The following is a 20,914-nucleotide window of genomic DNA, read 5'->3' on the forward strand; positions in this document are numbered from 1 at the left end:
CTCAGCCGTAGGACGGCGGTGGATGTCCTCGGCGGTGAGCCGGACGACGCCACGCTGCGTCGATTCCTGCACGGCCTGCCCGGCGTCGACGCCGTCGGACTCGAGCAGCGCGCTGCCGGTCTCGGCACGCGCTCAATCAAGACGACGTCGAAGGCATGGGCGCTCGACACCATCATCCGTCTGATCGACCTCACGACGCTCGAGGGCTCAGACACCCCGGGCAAGGTGCGATCCCTCGTCGCGAAGGCGAAGAACCCGGATGCCGCGGACCCGTCGACCCCCCGGGTCGCAGCGGTCTGCGTGTACGGCGACATGGTGCCCGACGCGGTCGCCGCCCTGGGCGCGCTGCACGGGGATCCCGACGACAGGCTGATCTCGGTCGCCGCGGTCGCCACCGCGTTCCCGAGCGGTCGCTCCTCCCTGGCGATCAAGCTGGCAGACACGGCCGAGGCCGTCGCGGCGGGCGCCGACGAGATCGACATGGTCATCGACCGCGGGGCGTTCCTCTCGGGGCGCTACGGACTGGTCTTCGACCAGATCGCCCAGGTCAAGGAGGCCTGCCGACGCGCGGACGGATCGTCTGCCTCACTCAAGGTGATCCTCGAGACGGGCGAGCTGAACACGTACGACAACATCAAGCGCGCCTCGTGGCTCGGCATCCTGGCCGGAGGGGACTTCATCAAGACCTCCACCGGCAAGGTCCAGCCCGCCGCGACGCTCCCGACCACGTTGCTGATGCTCGAGACGGTGCGCGACTGGCACCGCGGAACCGGCGAGAAGATCGGCGTCAAGCCGGCCGGCGGCATCCGCTCATCGAAGGACGCGATCAAGTACCTGGTGACCGTCGCCGAGACCGTGGGCGAGGAGTGGCTCCAGCCGCACCTCTTCCGCTTCGGCGCCTCGAGCCTGCTCAACGACGTGCTCCTCCAGCGCCAGAAGCTCACCACCGGCCACTACTCCGGCCCCGACTACGTCACGATCGACTAGGAACCCGCATATGTCATTCCTGGAATACGCACCGGCCCCCGAGTCCACGGCGGTCCTGAACCTTAAGGACAGCTACGGCCTGTTCATCGACGGCGAGTTCGTCGACGGCAACGGGCCGAGCTTCACCACCATCTCGCCCGCGAGCGAGAAGCGCATCGCCGAGATCTCGTCTGCGAACGATGAGGACATCGACCGTGCGGTCGCCGCAGCGCGTCGCGCCTACGAGAAGACCTGGTCGCGCATGAGCGGCCGCGACCGGGGCAAGTACCTCTTCCGCATCGCGCGGCTCGTGCAGGAGCGCGCCCGTGAGCTCGCCGTCGCCGAGAGCCTCGACAACGGCAAGCCGATCAAGGAGAGCCGCGACGTCGACGTGCCGCTGGTCGCGTCGTGGTTCTTCTACTACGCCGGGTGGGCCGACAAGCTCGATCACGCCGGGCTCGGGGCGAACCCCCGCGCGCTGGGCGTCGCCGGCCAGATCATCCCCTGGAACTTCCCGCTGCTGATGCTCGCATGGAAGCTTGCGCCCGCTCTCGCCGCCGGCAACACGGTCGTGCTCAAGCCCGCCGAGACGACGCCTCTCACCGCGCTGATCTTCGCCGAGATCCTGCAGCAGGCCGATCTGCCCGCCGGCGTGGTCAACATCGTCACCGGTGCGGGCGCGAGCGGCGCCTCGCTGGTGCGTCACCCGGACGTCGACAAGGTCGCCTTCACGGGTTCCACCGGCGTGGGGCGCGACATCGCCCGCGCGGTGGCCGGCACCAAGAAGAAGCTGACTCTGGAGCTCGGAGGCAAGGCGGCGAACATCGTGTTCGACGACGCCCCCATCGATCAGGCCATCGAAGGCATCGTCAACGGCATCTTCTTCAATCAGGGGCACGTCTGCTGCGCCGGGAGCCGGTTGCTCGTGCAGGAGTCGATCCACGACGAGGTCGTCGACCGGCTGAAGAGCCGCCTGTCGACCCTTCGGATGGGCGACCCTCTCGACAAGAACACCGACATCGGCGCGATCAACTCGGCGGCACAGCTGGCCCGTATCCGCGAACTCAGCGACATCGGCGAGGCCGAGGGCGCGGAGCGTTGGACGGCCGACTGCGTCATCCCCGACCAGGGCTTCTGGTTCGCGCCCACCATCTTCACCGGTGTGGAGGCATCGCACCGGATCGCGCGTGACGAGGTGTTCGGGCCTGTGCTCTCCGTGCTGACCTTCCGCACCCCGGCCGAGGCGATCGCCAAGGCCAACAACACCCCCTACGGGCTGTCGGCCGGCATCTGGTCCGACAAGGGTTCGCGGATCCTCGCCGTGGCCGACCGGCTGCGCGCCGGCGTCGTCTGGGCGAACACGTTCAACCGATTCGACCCGTCGAGCCCGTTCGGCGGATACAAGGAGTCCGGATACGGCCGCGAGGGCGGACGACAGGGGCTCACCGCCTACCTGAAGGGGGCTGCGTCATGACCAAGCGACTGACCGTGCCGAAGACTTACAAGCTCGCGATCGGCGGGGCTTTCCCGCGCAGCGAGTCCGGCCGCACCTATGAGGTCGTCTCGCCCAAGGGTGCATTCCTCGCCAACGCGGCGCAGGCGTCACGCAAGGACGCCCGCGACGCCGTGGTCGCCGCACGGGGTGCCGTGAAGGGCTGGTCGGGGGCCACCGCGTACAACCGCGGGCAGGTGCTGTACCGGGTCGCTGAGGTGCTCGAAGGTCGTCGCGCGCAGTTCATCGACGAGATCGTCGCCCAGGAGGGCGGCTCCACCGGTGCCGCGGCCGCACAGGTCGACGAGGCGATCGATCTGTGGGTCTGGTATGCGGGCTGGTGCGACAAGTACGCGCAGGTCGCGGGCAACGCCAACCCCGTGTCGGGGCCGTACTTCAACATCTCCGTTCCGGAGCCGACGGGTGTCGTGGCCATCATCGCGCCCCAGGACTCGTCGCTGCTCGGTCTGGTCTCGGTCGTCGCGCCGGCGCTTGTGGCCGGCAACACGGTCGTGGTCGTCGCGAGCGAGCGGCACCCCCTGTCGTCGATCAGCCTCGCCGAGGTCCTCGCGACCAGCGATGTCCCCGGGGGCGTCGTCAACGTGCTCACCGGGTCACCGGCCGAGATCGCGCCGTGGCTGGCCTCGCACCAGGACGTCAACGCGCTCGACCTCGCCGGCGCGGGTGGCCTGGACTGGGTCGATCTGCAGATCGCGGCCGCCGACACGCTCACGCGCGTGCTCACGCCGGGTGACGTCGTGGCCTCGCCCGAGCGGATCACCGCCTTCACCGAGATCAAGACGGTGTGGCACACCAAGAGCATGGTCTGACCTGCACCCACGAAGGCCCGGATCGCGTCGCGCGACCCGGGCCTTCGTGGGTGGGGTGCGACTCACTCCGCGCAAGTGAGCACCAATGCGTCCTCGTGTCGGATGCAGAGGTTAGGCTCGGATGACGATCTCTGGATCCCCCCTAGGAGGACGCGCATGGCCCGTATCGGTGAAAGCGCTGACCTGTTCAAGTGCTCATTCTGTGGAAAGAGCCAGAAGCAGGTGCAGCAGCTCATCGCTGGCCCCGGTGTATACATCTGCGACGAATGCGTCGAGCTGTGCAACGAGATCATCGAGGAGCGAATGGCTGAGTCCTCCGCTGACGGTGTGGCCGACTTCGATCTGCCCAAGCCGCGCGAGATCTTCTCGTTCCTCGAGGAGTACGTGGTGGGCCAGGAGCCGGCCAAGCGGGCTCTCTCGGTCGCGGTGTACAACCACTACAAGCGCATCCGTGCGCACGGCACCCTGCAGTCGGCCGAGCAGAAGGCCGAAGAGGTCGAGATCGCCAAGAGCAACATCCTGCTCATCGGTCCCACCGGGTGCGGCAAGACCTACCTGGCACAGACACTCGCGAAGCGCCTCAACGTCCCGTTCGCCGTGGCGGACGCCACTGCTCTGACCGAGGCCGGCTACGTCGGCGAAGACGTCGAGAACATCCTGCTCAAGCTCATCCAGGCCGCGGACTACGACGTCAAGCGCGCGGAGCAGGGCATCATCTACATCGACGAGGTCGACAAGATCGCGCGAAAGTCGGAGAACCCGTCGATCACGCGCGACGTCTCGGGCGAGGGCGTGCAGCAGGCGCTGCTGAAGATCATCGAGGGCACCGTCGCCTCGGTGCCCCCGCAGGGCGGACGCAAGCACCCGCACCAGGAGTTCCTGCAGATCGACACCTCGAACGTGCTGTTCATCGTCGCGGGCGCCTTCGCCGGCATCGAGGACATCGTGTCGTCGCGCATCGGCAAGCACGGCATCGGCTTCGGCGCTCCTCTGCACGACAAGAACAAGGACCTCGACCTCTACAGCGAGGTCCTCCCCGAGGATCTGCACAAGTTCGGACTGATCCCGGAGTTCATCGGGCGTCTGCCCGTCGTCACCTCGGTGTCGCCGCTCGATCAGAACGCTCTCATCGACATCCTCACCGGTCCGCGCAACGCGCTCGTCAAGCAGTACCAGCGCATGTTCGAGATCGACGGTGTGCAGCTCGAGTTCGAGGAAGACGCCCTGCGCTCGATCGCCGATCTCGCCGTCGAACGCAAGACGGGCGCGCGCGGACTCCGCGCGATCCTGGAAGACGTGCTCGGACCGATCATGTTCGAGATCCCCTCGACCGACGACGTCGCCAAGGTGATCATCACGCGCGCCTCCGTCGATGACGGATCCGCTCCCACACTCGTGCTGGAGCGCAAGCGCAAGAGCGCGTGACGGTTTCTTCCGACGAGGTAACCGCCCCGGAGTAGGGGTTGCCGCCGCGCGCCCGCGTCAAGCCTCGAGGCCGCGGCGCTTCAGCAGCGGCCCGATCTCAGCCACCCGGCCGCGGAAGTCGTGGTACGCCTGGAGGGGGTCCTTCGAGCCGCCGACGCCGAGCAGCCGGTCGCGGAACCGATCGCCGTTCTCGCGCGTCAGACCACCGTTCTCCCGGAACCACTCGACGGTGTCGGCGTCGAGGACCTCGCTCCAGATGTACGAGTAGTACCCGGCGCTGTAGCCGCCGGAGAACACGTGCGCGAAGTACGTCGACGCGTATCGCGTGGGCACGACGGGGTTGTCGAGGCCGATCTCGGCGATGGCCGCTGCCTCGAACGCGGCGACGTCAGTGACGTCGGAGCCGGCTCCGACGCGATGCCAGGCCTGATCGAGCCAGGACGCGGCCAGATACTCGCTCGTGGCGTGCCCCTGATCAAAGGTGCCGGTCGCACGCAGCTTCTCGACGATCGACGGATCGAGCGGCTCATTCGTCTCGTGGTGCCGTGCGTAGTTGTCGAGCACCTCGGGCCAGAGAATCCACATCTCATTGACCTGGCTGGGGAACTCCACGAAGTCGCGGAACACATTGGTGCCGGCGAAATGCGGGTAGGTGACGGTCGCGAACAGACCGTGCAGCGCATGCCCGAACTCGTGGAACAGCGTCGTGACCTCGTCGAGGGTCAGCAGCGTGGGCTCGCCATCGCCCGGCCGGGGCACGTTGAGGTTGTTGACGACCACCGGGTCTGTGCCACGCAGTCGCGACTGGCTCACGATCGAGTTCATCCAGGCTCCGCCGCGCTTCGAGTCGCGTGTGTACAGATCGAGGATGTAGAGCCCGAGCGCACTGCCGTCGGCGTTGCTCACCTCGAACACCCGTGCTCCGGGGTGGTACGAGGGGATGTCGGGGCGCTCGGCGAACGTGATTCCGTACAGGCGTGTGGCGGCGTGGAAGACACCGTCCTGCAGGACGCGTTCAGCCTCGAACCAGGGACGCAGCGCACTGGTGTCGATGTCGTACGTCGCCGCGCGCACCTTCTCGGTGTAGAACGACCAGTCATGCGCCTCGATCGTGAACGGCTCAGCCTCGGTGCTGTCGACGATCGCCTGGAGGGCGTGCTGCTCCGTGAGGGCGTTGAGAGCGGAGGGAGCGGCCAGAGCGCGCAGCATGTCCTCGACCGCTTCAGGGCTGCCCGCGGTCTCGTCAGCGGTGACGTAGGCGGCGTGAGAGGGATAGCCGAGGAGTGCCGCGCGTTCGGCGCGCAATCGCACGATCTCGAGCAGCACCGGTCGGTTGTCGTTCGCGTTGTCGCGGGCCCCGCGTGCGCGGGACGCGGCCATGATGCGCCGACGTGACTCCCGGTCGCGCAGCTGCGCCAGGTACGGATGCCCGGTGAAGAGGGTGAGGGACACGAGGTAGCGTCCGTCGAGACCGCGATCGGCGGCCGACCGCGCCGCCGCCGAGAGCTCACCTGCGCTGAGGCCGTCGAGTTCCGCCGCGGTGTCGAACACCACCGCGAGGTCGTTCGTGTCGCTCAGCAGATTGCGCTCGAACGTGTTGCTCAGCGTCGAGAGCTGCTGGTTGAGCAGGGTCAGGCGCGCCTTCGACTCGTCGTCGAGTGCGGCGCCCGCATGCGTCATCTCGCGATGGTGTCGTTCGACGAGGTAGCGCTGCTCGGCATCGAGCTCGAGGGAGTGGAGTTGATCATGCACCTGCTGCACGCGCCAGTAGAGGGCGGTGTCGAGCGTCACCGCATCGGTGTGCGCGGCCATCAGGGGCGCCAGCTGCTCGTCGACGGCTTGGATCTCGGGCGTGGCATCGGCTGAACTCACCGTATAGAACGCGTGCGCCACCCGATCGAGCAGCTCTCCGGATCGCTCCAGCGCCTCGATCGTGTTCTCGAACGTCGGCCGCGAACGCACCATCGTGATGCGGGAGATCTCGCGCAGATGCTCCTCGAACGCCGTCCGGAATGCCGGCAGATAGTGCTCGGCGCGGATCACGCCGTAGTCGGGCACGCCGTAGGGGAGCGCCGAGGGCTGGAGCAGCGGGTTCGAGGCGTCGGTGATCATGGTCCGAGCCTAGTCAGGTCACAGCTGAGGCTCTCGGACTCTGACGTGGTGCGTCAGCCCTCGAGCCGTGCGTCAGTCCTCGAAGGGGCGGGCGACGACCTCGCCGGACGGCATCTGCAGGACTTCCCATCCGGCATCCAGTTCGGCGATCGCGCGGCCTTCGAGCCAGGTGAGGGTCCAGTGCCCCGAGAGACCTCGTCCCTCGACCTCGGCGATCGCCGGACGCAGCGATGCCGGGACCGATGCGGGAGCCTCGGTGCCGGTCGCCCAGCGTGTGCCCAGCTGCATCAGGACTCCTCCACCGGGGCGAGCTCGATCGCGGTGACCGCGAACGCCTCGCCTTCGCTGAACTCGAGGTCGGCGATGCGGCCGACCGCCCGCAGGTCGTCCGCGGCGGCGCGCAGGGCGTCGAGCTTCACGGCCGGCGCGACGATCGCGGCGCGCGACACCGGAGTCTTCTGCGAGGCCTTCGCCTCGGTCTTCGCGCGACGGATCCCGATCAGCGCCTCGCTCGCCGCGGAGAGCACGGCGGGGTCGCCCTCGATGCCGAGCGCCTCGGGCCAGGCGGCGGTGTGGATGGATCCCTCTTCGAACCAGGACCACGCCTCTTCGGTCGCGAACGACAGCACCGGGGCTAGCAGGCGCAGCAGTGCGGAGAGCGCGAGCCGCAGGCCGAGGGCGGCGGAGGCCTGACCCACGTCGTTCTGGTTGTAGGCGCGCTCCTTGACGAGCTCGAGGTAGTCGTCGCAGAACGTCCAGAAGAACGACTCCGTGAGTTCGAGCGCGCGGGCCTGGTCGTAGTTCTCGAACGCCGTGGTCGCATCGGCGATCACGCCGTCGAGAGTCGCGAGCATCGACGCGTCGAGCGCGTGGGTGATCTGCGCGCCCTCGGGAACCGGGAACGACAGCACGAACTTGGCCGCGTTGAGCACCTTGATCGCCAGTCGGCGACCGATCTTCACCTGCGTCGGGTTCTGCGGATCGAAGGCCGCATCGGTGCCGAGACGGCTCGACGCCGACCAGTAGCGGACCGCGTCGGATCCGTGCGTGTCGAGGATGTCGGCGGGGGTGACGACGTTGCCCTTCGACTTCGACATCTTCTTGCGGTCCGGGTCCACGATGAAGCCGGAGATCGCGGCGTTGCGCCAGGGGGCGCGGTCGTCTTCCAGCGTCGAGCGCAGCATGGTCGAGAACAGCCAGGTACGGATGATGTCCTGACCCTGCGGGCGCAGGTCGAAGGGCGCGGTGAGGTTCCACAGTTCCTCATCGCGCTGCCATCCGCCGGCCAGCTGCGGGGTGAGCGACGACGTCGCCCAGGTGTCGAGGATGTCTGCCTCGGCGTCGAAGCCGCCGGCCACGCCGCGCTGATCCTCGGTGTACCCGGCGGGGACGTCGATCGTCGGGTCGATCGGCAGTGACGCGTGATCGGGCGTCAGGACACGGTCGTAGTCGCGCTCGCCGTTCTCGTCGAGGCCGTACCACAGGGGGATCGGCACGCCGAAGAAGCGCTGACGCGAGACGAGCCAGTCGCCGGTGAGGCCCCCGACCCAGTTCTCGTACCGCACCCGCATGAAGTCGGGATGCCAGGCGAGCTCCTTGCCGCGGGCGACCAGCTCGTCGCGCAGCTCGGCGTCGCGTGCGCCGTTACGGATGTACCACTGCCGCGTCGACACGATCTCGAGCGGACGGTCGCCCTTCTCGAAGTACTTCACCGCATGGGTGAACTGCTTGCCGACGGCGGTCATGTCGCCGGTCTCCTGCAGCTTCTCGACGATCGCCTTGCGGGCGCTGAAGACCGTCTTGCCGCCGAGGCTCTCGGCGTACCAGTCGCGGGCTTCGGCGTCGGCCACGGACTCGGGGGCGTCCGGCAGGAAGCGTCCGTCGAGACCGATCGTTGTCATGTTCGGCAGGTGATCGCCGCTCACGGTGCGCAGCTCACGCCACCACACGATGTCGGTCACGTCACCGAAGGTGCAGACCATCGCCGCCCCCGTGCCCTTGTCGGGCTGCGCGAGGTGGTGTCCGTGGATCTCGATCTCGGCACCGAAGAACGGGGTGCGGACCTTCGTTCCGATGAGGTGCTTGTGCGGGCCCTCGGGGTGGGTCACGATCGCGATGCACGACGGCAGGAGTTCAGGACGTGTGGTGTCGATCGCGATCGACCCGGAGCCGTCGGCGAAGGGGAACTCGATGGTGTGATACGCGGCCGGCTGGTCGCGGTCCTCGAGCTCGGCCTGCGCGATGGCGGAGCGGAAGTCGATGTCCCAGAGGGTCGGTGCGAGGTCCTGGTAGGCCTCTCCGCGCTCGATGTTGCGCAGGAAAGCGAGCTGGCTCTGACGGATGGTCTCGTCCGAGATCGTGCGGTACGTCTGCGACCAGTCCACGCTCAGTCCGAGCTGGCGGAAGAGGGCCTCGAACTGCTTCTCGTCCTCGATGGTGAGGCGCTCGCACAGCTCGATGAAGTTGCGGCGGCTGATCGGCACCTGGTCGGCGGCGCGGCTGGACTTGTTGTCGCCGCCCTCGAACGGGGGAGTGAAGTCGTCGGTGTACGGCAGCGTCGGGTCGCAGCGCACGCCGTAGTAGTTCTGCACACGGCGCTCGGTGGGCAGGCCGTTGTCGTCCCAGCCCATGGGGTAGAACACGGTCTTGCCGCGCATGCGCTCGAAGCGGGCCTTGACGTCGGTGTGCGTGTACGAGAAGACGTGGCCGATGTGCAGGCTGCCGGATGCCGTGGGCGGTGGGGTGTCGATCGAGTAGACGCCCTCGCGTCCGGCTTCGGCGGCACGCAGACGATCGAACAGGTAGGTACCCTGCTGGGCCCAGGTGGTGTCCCACTTCGCTTCAAGGCCTTCGAGCACGGGCTTGTCGGGAATCTGGTTCGGCGCCGATTCGGAAGCAGGCATGGAGGTCTCCTCGAGCGATGTATGCGGCACTGTGTGAGCGTGCCTGAGTGTGGGGTGTGCGACCAGTCTAACCACGCGGCAGAAGCAGCCGACCGTGCCTCTCTTCGACCCGGTCCAAGAATCAGTCGTAGAATAGTGATATCCCGGTCCGTTCTTCCAGAGGAATCGTCATGCCCGCAAGCTCTGTGCGCCGTCTCCTGCCCCTGGCCGCTCTCGCGGCCGCCACGGCGCTCGTGCTCAGCTCGTGCACTGCGTCATCCGGTGATGCGGGCGCCGGCGGCGAGGTGGTGTGGTCGATCGAGGGAGCCAACCTGTCGGCGGGGCACATGGATCCGCAGGTGAGCCAGCTCGATGTCTCGAGCACCGTGCAGCGCGCCGTGCTCGACTCGCTCGTGTTCCAGGAGACCGACGGCAGCTTCACCCCGTGGCTCGCGACGGAGTGGGAGGTCTCGCCCGACAGCACCGAGTACACCTTCACGCTGCGCGACGACGTGACCTTCCACGACGGTGAGCCCTTCGATGCCGCGGCGGTCAAGGCGAACTTCGACCGCATCGTCGACCCCGAGACCGCCTCGAAGCAGGCGGCGAGCATGATGGGCGCCGATTTCTATGCCGGTACCGAGGTCATCGACGACCACACCGTGAAGGTCAGCTTCACGCAGCCTTACGCGCCGTTCCTGCAGGCCGCGAGCACCCCGCTGCTCGGCTTCTACTCGCCGGCCGTGCTGGCGGAGTCGGCCGATCAGCTGCCGGCGGGTGGACCCGGACTCACCGTGGGAACCGGGCCGTTCGAGCTGACCGAGTACACGCCTGATCAGGAGATCGTCTACACGCGTAACGATGACTACGCATGGGGCCCGCATGGCGAGGAGGCGCCCGCGTTCGAGACGCTGCGCCTCGAGATCCAGCCGGAGGCGTCCGTGCGCGCGGGCGTGGTGGAGAGCGGCGAGTCCGACCTCGCGAGCAACATCCCGCCGAACCTCGCCCAGGACCTGGGCGACGGCGTCACGGTCGACTCGATCGAGTACCCCGGTCTGCCTTACTCGCTGTACCTGAACGAGAAGTACGGCGTCTTCGCCGACGAGAAGGTGCGCCAGGCGTTCGCCCGCGGCATCGACGTCGATGCCGCGGTCGAGGAGATCTTCTTCGGCGAGTTCCCCCGCGCGTGGAGCGTGCTGGGGTCGACCACCCCGGGCTACGACGCCGCGCTCGAGGGCACGTGGGAGTTCGACCAGGATGCGGCGAACACGCTGCTCGACGAAGCCGGCTGGACCGCCCGCGACGCCGAGGGCTACCGCACCAAGGACGGCCAGCGTCTCTCCGCCCGCTGGATCGCGTACACCCCGGTGCCCGACGACCGTGCGGCCCTGGCGAACGCCATCCAGTCCGACCTCAAGGGCATCGGCTTCGAGGTGGTGCGTGAGGTGCTCGAGCCGGGCGCCTACAACGAGCAGTACGGCCCGAAGACGTTCGACCTGACCGACTGGGGCTTCTCGGGCGTCGACGCCGACCTGCTGCGCAGCCACCTGCACACGGACGGCTTCCAGAACGCGTCGCAGGTGTCGAACCCCGAGATCGACACGCTGCTCGAGTCGGCCGTCGCGACCAGCGACCAGGGGGAGCGCGACGCGCTGTACGCCCAGCTGCAGGAGTGGAACGCGCAGTACACGGCGATCGTCCCGCTCTACAGCCCGTCGGCCATCACGGCGGTCGGCGAGCGCATCTCGGGCCTGGAGTACGACCTGTACGGACGGCCGCTGTTCTACGATGTGACCGTCGGCTGAGCGCAGGGCAGGTCTGCGGCACAGAGGGGGAGCAGTGAACGCGGTGCTCCGGAGGATCCTCGGGCTGGTCGCGACCGTGGTCGTGGTGCTGTGGGGAGCGGCGACCGTCGCCTTCCTGGCGTTCCGGGTGATCCCGGGTGACCCTGTCTCGGTGATGCTCGGGCCGCAGGCGCAGGTCAGCGACGCGGTGAAGGACGGCATCAGGGCGGAACTGGGGCTCGATCGGCCGGCATTCGAGCAGTACCTGACCTACATCGGGCAGCTCGTGCGCGGGGACCTGGGCGAGTCGTACCAGCTGCGACTGCCGGTGACCGAGGTGATCGAGCGGCAGCTCGGCGCGACCCTGCAGCTGTCGGTACTCGCACTGGGCATCGCGGTGGTCGTGGCGCTCGCCGTGGCTCTGCTCGCTCGCGGCGCGGCGGCGCGGGCCGTTGTCGGTGCCGTCGAACTCGTGCTGCTGTCGTCGCCGGTGTTCTGGATCGGCCTCGTGCTGCTCAGCGTCTTCGCCTTCGGGCTCGGCTGGTTCCCGGTGTCGGGTGCGCGCAACCCGGCGACGCTGATCCTGCCCGCGGTGACCCTCGCGCTCCCGGTGGCGGCGCTGCTCGGTCAGGTCCTGCGCGACGGTCTGATGCAGGCGGAGCGGATGCCGTTCGCCGAGACCGTCCGTGCGCGGGGCGCCGGACGCGGCTGGTTCACGCTTCGCCATGGGCTCCGCCACGGAGCGTCCTCGGCGATCACCCTGGCGGCATACCTGACGGGCTCCGTGCTCGGCGGCGCCGTGCTGGTCGAGACCGTGTTCGCCCGCCCCGGGCTGGGACGCGTCACCCTCGCCGCGATCAGCGATCGTGATCTGCCGGTCATCTCGGGCATCATCCTGCTCAGCGCCCTCGTGTTCGTGATCGTGAACGTGATCGTCGAGCTGGTGCATCCGCTCATCGACCCACGGCTGCGGTCGGCACGATCCGTCGGAGCCGCCCGGATCGACAGCGCGCTCGACGCGGAGGTCCGGCGGTGAGGCTTCGGCAACGGGTGCTGCTGGGGGCAGCCGTCACCGTGCTCGCCGTGGTCACGTTCGCCGCTCTCGCTCCCGGGGTGCTGGCGACCCATGACCCGCTGCAGACGGACGTCCGAGGAGCGCTGCTGCCGCCCAGCGCCGCACACCTCTTCGGCACGGACCAGAGCGGACGTGACGTGTACTCCCGGGTCGTGTTCGGCGCCGCCCGCTCGGTCGGAGTGGGGCTGCTGGCCACCCTGATCGCCGTCGTCGTCGGACTCGCGATCGGTGCCCTCGCGGGTACGGCGCCGCGCGGGATCGACGTGACGCTCATGCGCGTGAACGACGTGCTCATGGCGTTCCCCGAGTTCCTCGTGGCGCTGGTCGTGATCGCGATCCTCGGTCCCGGCCCGCTCAATGTCGCCCTCGCCGTGACGCTCGCCGCGGTGCCGGTCTACGTGCGGCTGGCGCGCGTGCAGACGCGCACGCTGCGGGTCGCGGAGCATGTGGAGGCCGCCCGCATCCTCGGGGTGCCCGCCGTTCCGGCCTTCACGCGACACGTGCTCCCCGGGGTGCTGGGGTCGTTGAGCGTGCTCGCCACGATCGGCATCGGCTCGGCGATCCTCGCGGCGTCCGGCCTCAGCTTTCTCGGGCTCGGGGCGACCGAGCCGACACCCGAGTGGGGCCTGATGCTCGCGGGCGGGCGCAACGTGCTCGGGCAGGCGTGGTGGATCTCGGTGTTCCCGGGAGCCGCGATCACGCTCACCGTCGTCGCGGCGACGGTCGTGGGACGACTGCTGCGGGCACGAGCAGACGGGAGCGACCGATGACCGGGCGGCTCGTCCTCGACGTGCAGGGGCTGCGGGTGCAGTTCGACGACACGGTCGTCGTCGACGGCGTCTCGTTCACGGTGGCCCCGGGGGAGTGCATCGCCATCGTGGGAGAGTCCGGAGCCGGCAAGTCGCTCACCGCGCGGGCGCTGCTCGGACTCGCCCCGGAACGCGCGATCGTCACGGCCGATCGGCTGCACGTCGACGGCTCGGACGCTCGGGGGATGACCGAGCCGCAGTGGCGCCGGCTGCGCGGGGCACGCATCGCGCTGGTGTCGCAGGACGCGCTCGTGGCTCTGGATCCGCTGCAGAGGATCCGCAGCGAGGTGGCCGAGCCGCTGCGCCTGCACCCGCAGACTCGGGTGGAGGGCGAGAGTCTCGACGAGGGCGTGCAGGCGCTGCTGAGACGGGTCTGGATGCCGGAGCCCGAGCGTCGCGCCGCCCAGTACCCGCACGAGCTGTCGGGCGGCCTGCGCCAGCGAGCGCTCATCGCCTCCGCGCTCGCCGCGGCTCCCGCCGTGCTCGTGGCGGACGAGCCCACGACCGCCCTCGACGCGACCGTGCAGGCGCGCATCCTCGACCTGCTGCGAGCGATCGCCGACACCGGTACCGCCGTCGTGTTCATCAGCCACGACTTCGCCGCCGTACGACGGCTCGCCGATCGGGTCCTGGTCATGCGCGACGGAGTCGTGGTCGAAGAAGGCGCTGTCTCCCGCGTGCTGCAGTCGCCGCAGCATCCGTACACCCGGGAACTGCTCGCCGCGACGCGGCACGAGCCTCGGGTTCCCGTCGAGGGGGACGCGGACGCAGCGCTTCGGGTGGCCGGGGTGAGCAAGGCGTTCGGGGGTATCGCCGCAGTGAGCGATGCGTCGTTCACGGTGAACCGCGGGCACACGCTCGGGATCGTGGGTGAGTCCGGATCGGGCAAGACGACGCTTGCTCGCATGATCGTGGGGATCGAACGCCCCGACGACGGCGAGATCAGCGGCCGCGGCGACCGGCACGTGCAGCTGGTGCACCAGAACCCGCTCGGTGCCTTCGACCCGCGGTGGACCATCGGACGCTCCCTGCGTGAAGCCCTCGCCGCCGGGGGAGTGCCGCGGGCGGCACGAGCCGGGCGCGTGGCTGAACTGCTGGCCGAGGTGGACCTCGATCCGCAGCTCGCCGCACGGCGCGCGGCCGAACTCTCCGGAGGTCAGCGGCAGCGGGCGGCGATCGCCCGGGCGCTCGCCGCCGACCCCGATGTGCTGGTGCTCGACGAGCCCGTGTCGGCCCTCGACCCGTCGGTGCGCGAGCGCGTGCTGCGGCTGCTGCTTCGCCTGCAGCAGGAGCGTCGATTGACGATGGTGTTCGTCTCCCATGACCTCGACGTCGTGCGGGCGGTCGCCGACGAGGTGCTGGTGATGCAGGACGGACGCATCGTCGAGCAGGGCACGATCGACGAGGTGTTCACCGCTCCGCAGCATCCGTTCACTCGGGAACTGCTCGCGGCGAGCGCGCCGCCCCTCACTCCTTGATCTGGATGCCCAGTCCCGCCGCGATTACGGGGGCGAGCTGCTGCACCTGGAACCCGGTGAGCGTGGTGCCGCGCAGACTGTTCGCATCGAGGAAGGCGAGCGCGTCGAGGCCGCGCAGGTCGACGTCCTTGGCGCGCATGCCGCGCGGGTCGACCTCGTCGCACGACGTCCGGGTGAACCGGATGCGGGTGAGGTCCGCCTGGGGCATGTCGAGGGTGCGGATGCGGCAGTCGGTCACCTCCACGTCGCTGGCTCGCGCCGCGCCCAGGTTCAGGTAGTCGATGTGCACGTCACGCAGCTCGAGCTCCGAGATGCGTGCGGTGCTCAGATCGAGTGTCCCGATGCGCCCGCCGATGATCTGCAGGCGACGGATGCCGGCGTCGCGCAGGCGCAGGGAGGCCGCGCGCACGGCGGTCATCGAGACGTCGAGGAGCGTGGCGCCGGTGAGGTCGACCTCTTCGGCATCGGCGGTGACGGTGCACTGCTCGAGGGCCGCGTAGGCGAGATCGACGGAGCCGCGGAGGTCGAGGTGCGCCGCGATCAGATCGGCGTTGCGCGCAGGGACCGACGGGGTGAGCTTCTCGGGAAGATCGGGCGGAGAGACGCGGGGAGCGGCGGGGGAGTCGGGGGTGCGTGCCATGACTCGAGGGTAGGGGTGCGGCGGCTGCGAGGCGGGCGCAGGGGGAGACTCTGCGGCGCGACGCGCGTACAATGGAGCGCACGAGCATCGATCCGGCATCACCGGGGAGCTCTCGGAAGAACAGCGGGCCTCGCAGGAGATCCGCCCAGTAGAACCGAGCGGGGCAGGCCCGTCACAGCCGCAGTGAGAGTGGTCCCGCCGCGAGGCGCGACACGCGAGGTGGTACCGCGGTCCGCGAGGGTCGTCCTCGCAGGAGCATCCGCCACGACGATCACTGCGAGACACGATGACCTACCCGCGTTCCTCCTTCGGCCCCGCCGCCGACACTTCGACCAGCTCGGTGACCCCGGAGCCAGTCGCCCCGAGCCCCCGCTTCCCGCAGATCGAGGAGGAGGTGCTGGACTTCTGGGCGAAGGACGACACGTTCCGCGCCTCGATCGCGCAGCGCGAGGACGCCCCGGAGTGGGTGTTCTACGACGGCCCGCCCTTCGCGAACGGACTCCCGCACTACGGGCACCTGCTCACGGGGTACGCCAAGGATGTCTTCCCGCGCTTCCAGACGATGACCGGACACAAGGTCGACCGCGTCTTCGGCTGGGACACGCACGGCCTGCCCGCCGAGCTCGAGGCGATGAAGCAGCTCGGGATCACCGAGAAGGCCGAGATCGAGGACATGGGCATCGACGTCTTCAACGCGAAGGCGAAGAGCTCGGTCCTGGCCTACACGCACGAGTGGCAGGACTACGTCACCCGCCAGGCACGATGGGTCGACTTCGACCGCGGGTACAAGACGCTCGACCTCGGCTACATGGAGAGCGTGCTCTGGGCGTTCAAGACCCTGTACGACAAGGGTCTCGCCTACGAGGGCTACCGCGTGCTCCCGTACTGCTGGCGCGACGAGACGCCGCTCAGTGCGCACGAGCTGCGCATGGACGACGACGTGTACCAGACGCGTCAGGACCCGTCCGTGACGGTCACCTTCCCGCTCACGGGCGCGAAGGCCGAGTCGCTGGGCCTCACCGGTGTCCGGGCGCTCGCCTGGACGACCACGCCCTGGACGCTGCCCACGAACCTCGCGCTCGCCGTCGGTCCCGAGATCGACTACGTCGTTCTCCCCGCCGGTCCCGGAGGTGCGGCAGACGTGCACCAGACGCCGGGCACGACGGATGCCGCGGTCGAGGCGTCGGCGCACCGCTACCTGCTCGCGCGTGACCTGCTCGGCGGGTACGCCAAGGACCTCGGCTACGAGAGCGCCGAGGACGCGCTCGCCGCAGTGCACGCGACGCTCCGCGGATCCGAGCTGCAGGATGTGACCTACGACCGCCTGTTCGACTACTACGCCGACGCCGAGACCTACGGCACGGAGAACGCCTGGCGCATCCTGGTAGACGGCTACGTCACCATCACCGACGGCACCGGCATCGTCCACCAGGCACCTGCTTACGGTGAGGATGACCTGCGCGTGGCGGGTGCCGCCGGCATCCCCACGATCCTGTCTCTCGACGACGGCGGACGTTTCCTCCCGAACGTGCCCGACGTCGCGGGGGAGCTGTGGATGGAGGCGAACACGCCGCTCGTCCGTCTGATCCGCGACAACGGCCGCCTGATCCGTCTGCAGAGCTACGAGCACTCCTACCCGCACTGCTGGCGCTGCCGCAACCCGCTGATCTACAAGGCGGTGTCGAGCTGGTTCATCCGCGTGACGGACATCAAGGACGACATGCTCGCCAACAACGAGCAGATCACCTGGGTGCCCGAGAACGTCAAGCACGGGCAGTTCGGCAAGTGGCTCGAGGGTGCGCGTGACTGGTCGATCAGCCGCAACCGCTACTGGGGCTCGCCCATTCCGATCTGGAAGAGCGACGACCCGGAGTACCCACGCGTCGACGCCTACGGGTCGCTGGAGGATCTCGAGCGCGACTTCGGCACGCTGCCGCGCAACCCCGAGGGCGAGATCGACCTGCATCGTCCGTACATCGACGACCTGACGCGCCCGAACCCCGACGACCCCACCGGCAACAGCACCATGCGCCGCATCGAGGACGTCTTCGATGTGTGGTTCGACTCCGGGTCGATGCCGTACGCGCAGGTGCACTACCCGTTCGAGAACCAGGAGTGGTTCGACACGCACTCGCCGGCGGATTTCATCGTCGAGTACATCGGGCAGACACGCGGCTGGTTCTACGTCATGCACGTACTGTCGACGGCGCTGTTCGATCGTCCTGCATTCACCGGGGTGAGCTGCCACGGCATCGTTCTCGGCAGCGACGGCTACAAGATGTCGAAGTCGCTCCGCAACTACCCCGACGTCTCGGAGGTGCTCGACCGCGACGGCTCCGATGCCATGCGGTGGTTCCTGATGTCGAGCTCGGTGCTCCGCGGCGGAAACCTCGCCGTGACGGAAGAGGGCATCCGCTCCGGCGTGCGCGAGTTCCTGCTGCCGCTGTGGAACTCGTGGTACTTCTTCGCGACGTACGCCAACGCCTCGGGCGAAGGGTATGAGGCGCAGTGGCGCACCGACTCGACCGACGTGCTCGACCAGTACATCCTGGCCCGTCTCGGCGTTCTCGTGCGCGAGGTGCGCTCCGATCTCGAAGGCCTCGACTCGACCACGGCGGCGGGGCGTCTGCGCGAGTTCGCGGAGGCTCTGACCAACTGGTACATCCGCCGCTCACGCGACCGCTTCTGGGTCGGTGTGACTGACGACCCGAAGAGCCGTGAGGCGTTCGACACGCTGTACACGGTGCTCGAGACGCTGACCCGCGTCGCGGCGCCTCTCGTGCCGCTGATCAGCGAGCGGGTCTGGCAGGGACTCACCGGCGGGCGCAGCGTGCACCTGCAGGACTGGCCCGACGACACGGCGTTCCCCGCGGCCGATGAGATCCGCGACGCGATGGATGCCGTGCGTGAGCTGTCGAGCGTCGGCAACGCGCTGCGCAAGAAGGAGAAGCTGCGCGTGCGTCTGCCGCTGGCGCGCCTCACGGTGGTGTCTCCGTTGGCCGCATCGCTGGGGCAGTTCGAGGACATCCTGCGTGAGGAGCTCAACGTCAAGTCGGTCGAGCTGGTCGCGCTCGGCGAGACGACCGCCGCGGACTACGGGATCGATCACCGTCTGAGCGTGAACGCCCGTGTCGCGGGTCCTCGACTCGGCAAGGACGTGCAGAAGGCGATCCAGGCTGCGCGTTCCGGTGACTGGTCCGAGACCGACGGTGTCGTGACCGCGGGCGGCATCGCGCTCGAGCCGGCCGAGTACGAGCTCGTCCTCGAGACGACCGGCAGACCGGAGGGGGAGGCGCTGGCGATCGTGCCATCGGGAGGCTTCGTGCTGCTCGACACGCAGACCACGCCCGAGCTGGAGGCCGAGGGACTGGCCCGCGACGTCATTCGCGCCGTCCAGGAGACCCGCAAGAACGCCGGGTTCGACGTGAGCGACCGCATCCGACTCGCGCTGAAGTTCCTCAGCGACGACGATACGGCCGCTGTCGTCTCGGCCTTCGAGGTCGCCGACGTCGCGGGCGAGACGCTCGCCGTCGAGCACGCGGTGCTGCGGGGCGACGCCGCGCTGCGTGATGCCGAGTTCACCGCTGAGATCGCGAAGGGCACGTACGCGAACCGCGACGCCTTCACGATCGCCGTCTCCCGGATCGGAGCTTCCGCATGAGCGCACGTGACAGGGCTGACGCCGTCTACGAGACCCTGCTGAGCCGAGCAGGCGAGCGCTGGGTCCAGCCGCGCAAGGAGCGCACCGCGCGCATCCTGGCGTTCCTCGACGACCCCCAGCGCACCTATCGCGTCGTGCACATCACCGGCACGAACGGCAAGACCTCGACCGCTCGCATCATCGAGAGTCTGCTGCGTGCCCACGGTCTGCGCACCGGGCTGTTCACGAGTCCGCACCTGGAGCGGTTCACCGAGCGCATCATAATCGACGGCGAACCCATCGCCGACGATGCGGTGGCCGATGCGTGGGACGAGGTCGAGCCCTTCGTCGGAATCGTCGATGCCGAGCTCGAAGCCGCCGGCGAAGAGCCCCTGACTTTCTTCGAGCTGCTCACGGTGCTCGCGTTCGTGGCGGTGGCCGATGCCCCGATCGACGTGCTGGTGCTCGAGGTCGGCATGGGCGGCGAGTGGGATTCCACGAACACAGCCGACGGTGACGTCGCGGTCTTCGCGCCCATCGACATCGACCACGCCGATCGTCTCGGCGGCACGATCGCCGAGATCGCGCGGGTCAAGGCGGGGATCATCAAGGAGGGTGCCTCCGTCGTCTCGGCGCAGCAGCAGCCCGAGGCCGTCGAGGTGCTGCGTCGGGTCGCCGCAGAGCGAGGCGCGACCATCGCGTTCGAGGGCGAGGAGTTCGGCCTCACCGACCAGAAACTGGCCGTCGGCGGTCAGCTGCTCACGATCCGCGGCCTCGCGGGGGAGTACTCCGAGGAGTACCTGCCTCTGTACGGCGCCCACCAGGGTCATAACGCGGCTCTCGCCGTCGCCGCGGTCGAGTCGCTGATCGGCGGCGCGTCGCAGCGCATCGCGGGCGACATCATCACCGACGGTCTGCAGGGCACCACGTCGCCGGGCCGCCTTCAGCTGCTGGGCATCGCGCCGACCGTGGTGGTCGACGCCGCGCACAACCCGCACGGCGCGAAGGCCCTCGTGCAGGCTCTGGACGACAGCTTCGACTTCGACGAGTGGGGTCTGGTCCTCGGCGTGCTCGCCGACAAGGACGCCGCGGGCATCGTCGCGCAGCTCGCTCCCGGCGTCGCGCACGTGTTCGCCACCGCGCCGGATTCCGAGCGCGCCAGCGACGCCGACACCATCGCTGATCTCGTGGAGCAGACGGGGCGCCGCGCCACCGTTCATCACACCCTGGCCGAAGCCGCCGACGCCGCACGGGAGTGGGCGTCGTCATCGGATCGCCGGGCGGTGGTCATCGCCGGCTCGGTCGCACTCGCGGGTGAGGCGATCACTCTCGCCGAGGCGGAGGACTGGAAATCGGGGTGGCGCGCATGAGTGCGGATGCCGCGCCGGCACGTCGTCCGCGCCCGCCGCGAACGCTCGTGCAGAAGCTCGCACCGATCGTGCTCGGGTTCGAGGCGATCGTGGTGTTCCTCGCAGGGTTGACGATCTTCGGCCTGAAGACGCTGCCGTCCGGCATCGAGCAGTGGTGGGGGATCGTCGGCGGTGCCGTCGTCGCCCTCGCGTGCATCGCCCTCGCCGGCATGATCACCCAGCCCTGGGCGATCGGCGCGGGGTGGGGCATCCAGGTCATCATCGCGCTGTCGGCGTTCCTCGTTCCGGCGATCCTGCTCGTCGCGCTGATTTTCGGCGGGATGTGGGCGTATGCGACGATCATGGGGGCCCGACTGGACGCACGACGCCCGACCGGACCCTCGACCGAGACTCAGACAGAGAGTGAATGAC

At 68.9% G+C, this 20,914-nt stretch carries 15 protein-coding genes; 11 read left to right on the forward strand and 4 right to left on the reverse strand.

All coding sequences use genetic code 11. From position 1 onward, the window contains the following. Positions 1-18: 18 nt before the first annotated feature. The 4 genes from deoC to clpX all read left to right on the forward strand — a co-directional run bounded on the left by deoC (position 19) and on the right by clpX (position 4,713). Entirely contained in the window at positions 19-987 is a 969-nt protein-coding gene (gene deoC, locus AC2D10_RS01080; protein WP_484709937.1) for a deoxyribose-phosphate aldolase, read from the forward strand. A gap of 10 nt (positions 988-997) precedes the next feature. Further along, positions 998-2,440: an aldehyde dehydrogenase family protein gene (locus AC2D10_RS01085; RefSeq protein ID WP_484709938.1), complete on the forward strand. Its 1,443-nt coding sequence runs from the start codon at positions 998-1,000 to the stop codon at positions 2,438-2,440. Continuing rightward, on the forward strand, positions 2,437-3,288 hold the full coding sequence (locus tag AC2D10_RS01090) for an aldehyde dehydrogenase family protein (RefSeq protein WP_484709939.1): 852 nt from the start codon (positions 2,437-2,439) through the stop codon (positions 3,286-3,288). Before AC2D10_RS01085 ends, AC2D10_RS01090 begins: the two co-directional genes overlap by 4 nt. Before the next feature lie 156 nt (positions 3,289-3,444). Further along, positions 3,445-4,713, forward strand: a complete 1,269-nt coding sequence (gene clpX, locus AC2D10_RS01095; protein ID WP_484709940.1) for an ATP-dependent Clp protease ATP-binding subunit ClpX — start codon at positions 3,445-3,447, stop codon at positions 4,711-4,713. Between the two features lie 57 nt (positions 4,714-4,770). Here the strand turns inward: clpX and AC2D10_RS01100 are convergent, their stop codons facing one another. The 3 genes from AC2D10_RS01100 to valS form a co-directional block, all read right to left on the reverse strand. Next, positions 4,771-6,825, reverse strand: a complete 2,055-nt coding sequence (locus tag AC2D10_RS01100; protein WP_484709941.1) for a M3 family metallopeptidase — start codon at positions 6,823-6,825, stop codon at positions 4,771-4,773. 72 nt (positions 6,826-6,897) lie between these two features. Beyond that, positions 6,898-7,113, reverse strand: coding sequence for a hypothetical protein (locus AC2D10_RS01105; protein WP_484709942.1), 216 nt, complete (start codon positions 7,111-7,113; stop codon positions 6,898-6,900). Continuing rightward, on the reverse strand, positions 7,113-9,728 hold the full coding sequence (gene valS, locus AC2D10_RS01110; RefSeq protein ID WP_484709943.1) for a valine--tRNA ligase: 2,616 nt from the start codon (positions 9,726-9,728) through the stop codon (positions 7,113-7,115). The genes AC2D10_RS01105 and valS overlap by 1 nt, the downstream gene beginning before the upstream one ends. Before the next feature lie 170 nt (positions 9,729-9,898). On the opposite strand from valS, the gene AC2D10_RS01115 reads away from it, so the two are divergent. From AC2D10_RS01115 to AC2D10_RS01130, 4 genes are read left to right on the forward strand one after another with little or no spacing between them, the layout of a single operon-like run. Continuing rightward, positions 9,899-11,512: an ABC transporter substrate-binding protein gene (locus AC2D10_RS01115; protein ID WP_484709944.1), complete on the forward strand. Its 1,614-nt coding sequence runs from the start codon at positions 9,899-9,901 to the stop codon at positions 11,510-11,512. 34 nt (positions 11,513-11,546) lie between these two features. Continuing rightward, positions 11,547-12,527, forward strand: coding sequence for an ABC transporter permease (locus tag AC2D10_RS01120; protein WP_484709945.1), 981 nt, complete (start codon positions 11,547-11,549; stop codon positions 12,525-12,527). Next, on the forward strand, positions 12,524-13,336 hold the full coding sequence (locus AC2D10_RS01125) for an ABC transporter permease (RefSeq protein WP_484709946.1): 813 nt from the start codon (positions 12,524-12,526) through the stop codon (positions 13,334-13,336). The genes AC2D10_RS01120 and AC2D10_RS01125 overlap by 4 nt, the downstream gene beginning before the upstream one ends. Next, on the forward strand, positions 13,333-14,853 hold the full coding sequence (locus AC2D10_RS01130; protein ID WP_484709947.1) for an ATP-binding cassette domain-containing protein: 1,521 nt from the start codon (positions 13,333-13,335) through the stop codon (positions 14,851-14,853). Before AC2D10_RS01125 ends, AC2D10_RS01130 begins: the two co-directional genes overlap by 4 nt. On the opposite strand, the gene AC2D10_RS01135 is transcribed toward AC2D10_RS01130, so the two are convergent. Next, positions 14,843-15,493 (reverse strand): pentapeptide repeat-containing protein, encoded by a 651-nt coding sequence (locus AC2D10_RS01135; RefSeq protein ID WP_484709948.1) that lies wholly within the window; start codon positions 15,491-15,493, stop codon positions 14,843-14,845. The two genes, AC2D10_RS01130 and AC2D10_RS01135, sit on opposite strands and share 11 nt — an antisense overlap. A gap of 286 nt (positions 15,494-15,779) precedes the next feature. Between AC2D10_RS01135 and ileS the strand changes: the two genes are divergently transcribed. From ileS to AC2D10_RS01150, 3 genes are read left to right on the forward strand one after another with little or no spacing between them, the layout of a single operon-like run. After that, positions 15,780-19,154 (forward strand): isoleucine--tRNA ligase, encoded by a 3,375-nt coding sequence (gene ileS / locus AC2D10_RS01140; protein WP_484709949.1) that lies wholly within the window; start codon positions 15,780-15,782, stop codon positions 19,152-19,154. Next, positions 19,151-20,503 carry a bifunctional folylpolyglutamate synthase/dihydrofolate synthase gene (locus tag AC2D10_RS01145; protein WP_484709950.1) on the forward strand — a complete coding sequence of 451 codons (1,353 nt, stop codon included), beginning with the start codon at positions 19,151-19,153 and terminating at the stop codon, positions 20,501-20,503. The genes ileS and AC2D10_RS01145 overlap by 4 nt, the downstream gene beginning before the upstream one ends. Then, positions 20,500-20,913: a DUF4233 domain-containing protein gene (locus AC2D10_RS01150; RefSeq protein WP_484709951.1), complete on the forward strand. Its 414-nt coding sequence runs from the start codon at positions 20,500-20,502 to the stop codon at positions 20,911-20,913. The genes AC2D10_RS01145 and AC2D10_RS01150 overlap by 4 nt, the downstream gene beginning before the upstream one ends. Position 20,914: the final 1 nt, after the last annotated feature.

It is taken from the genome of Microbacterium sp. PI-SA-G, from assembly GCF_057215335.1.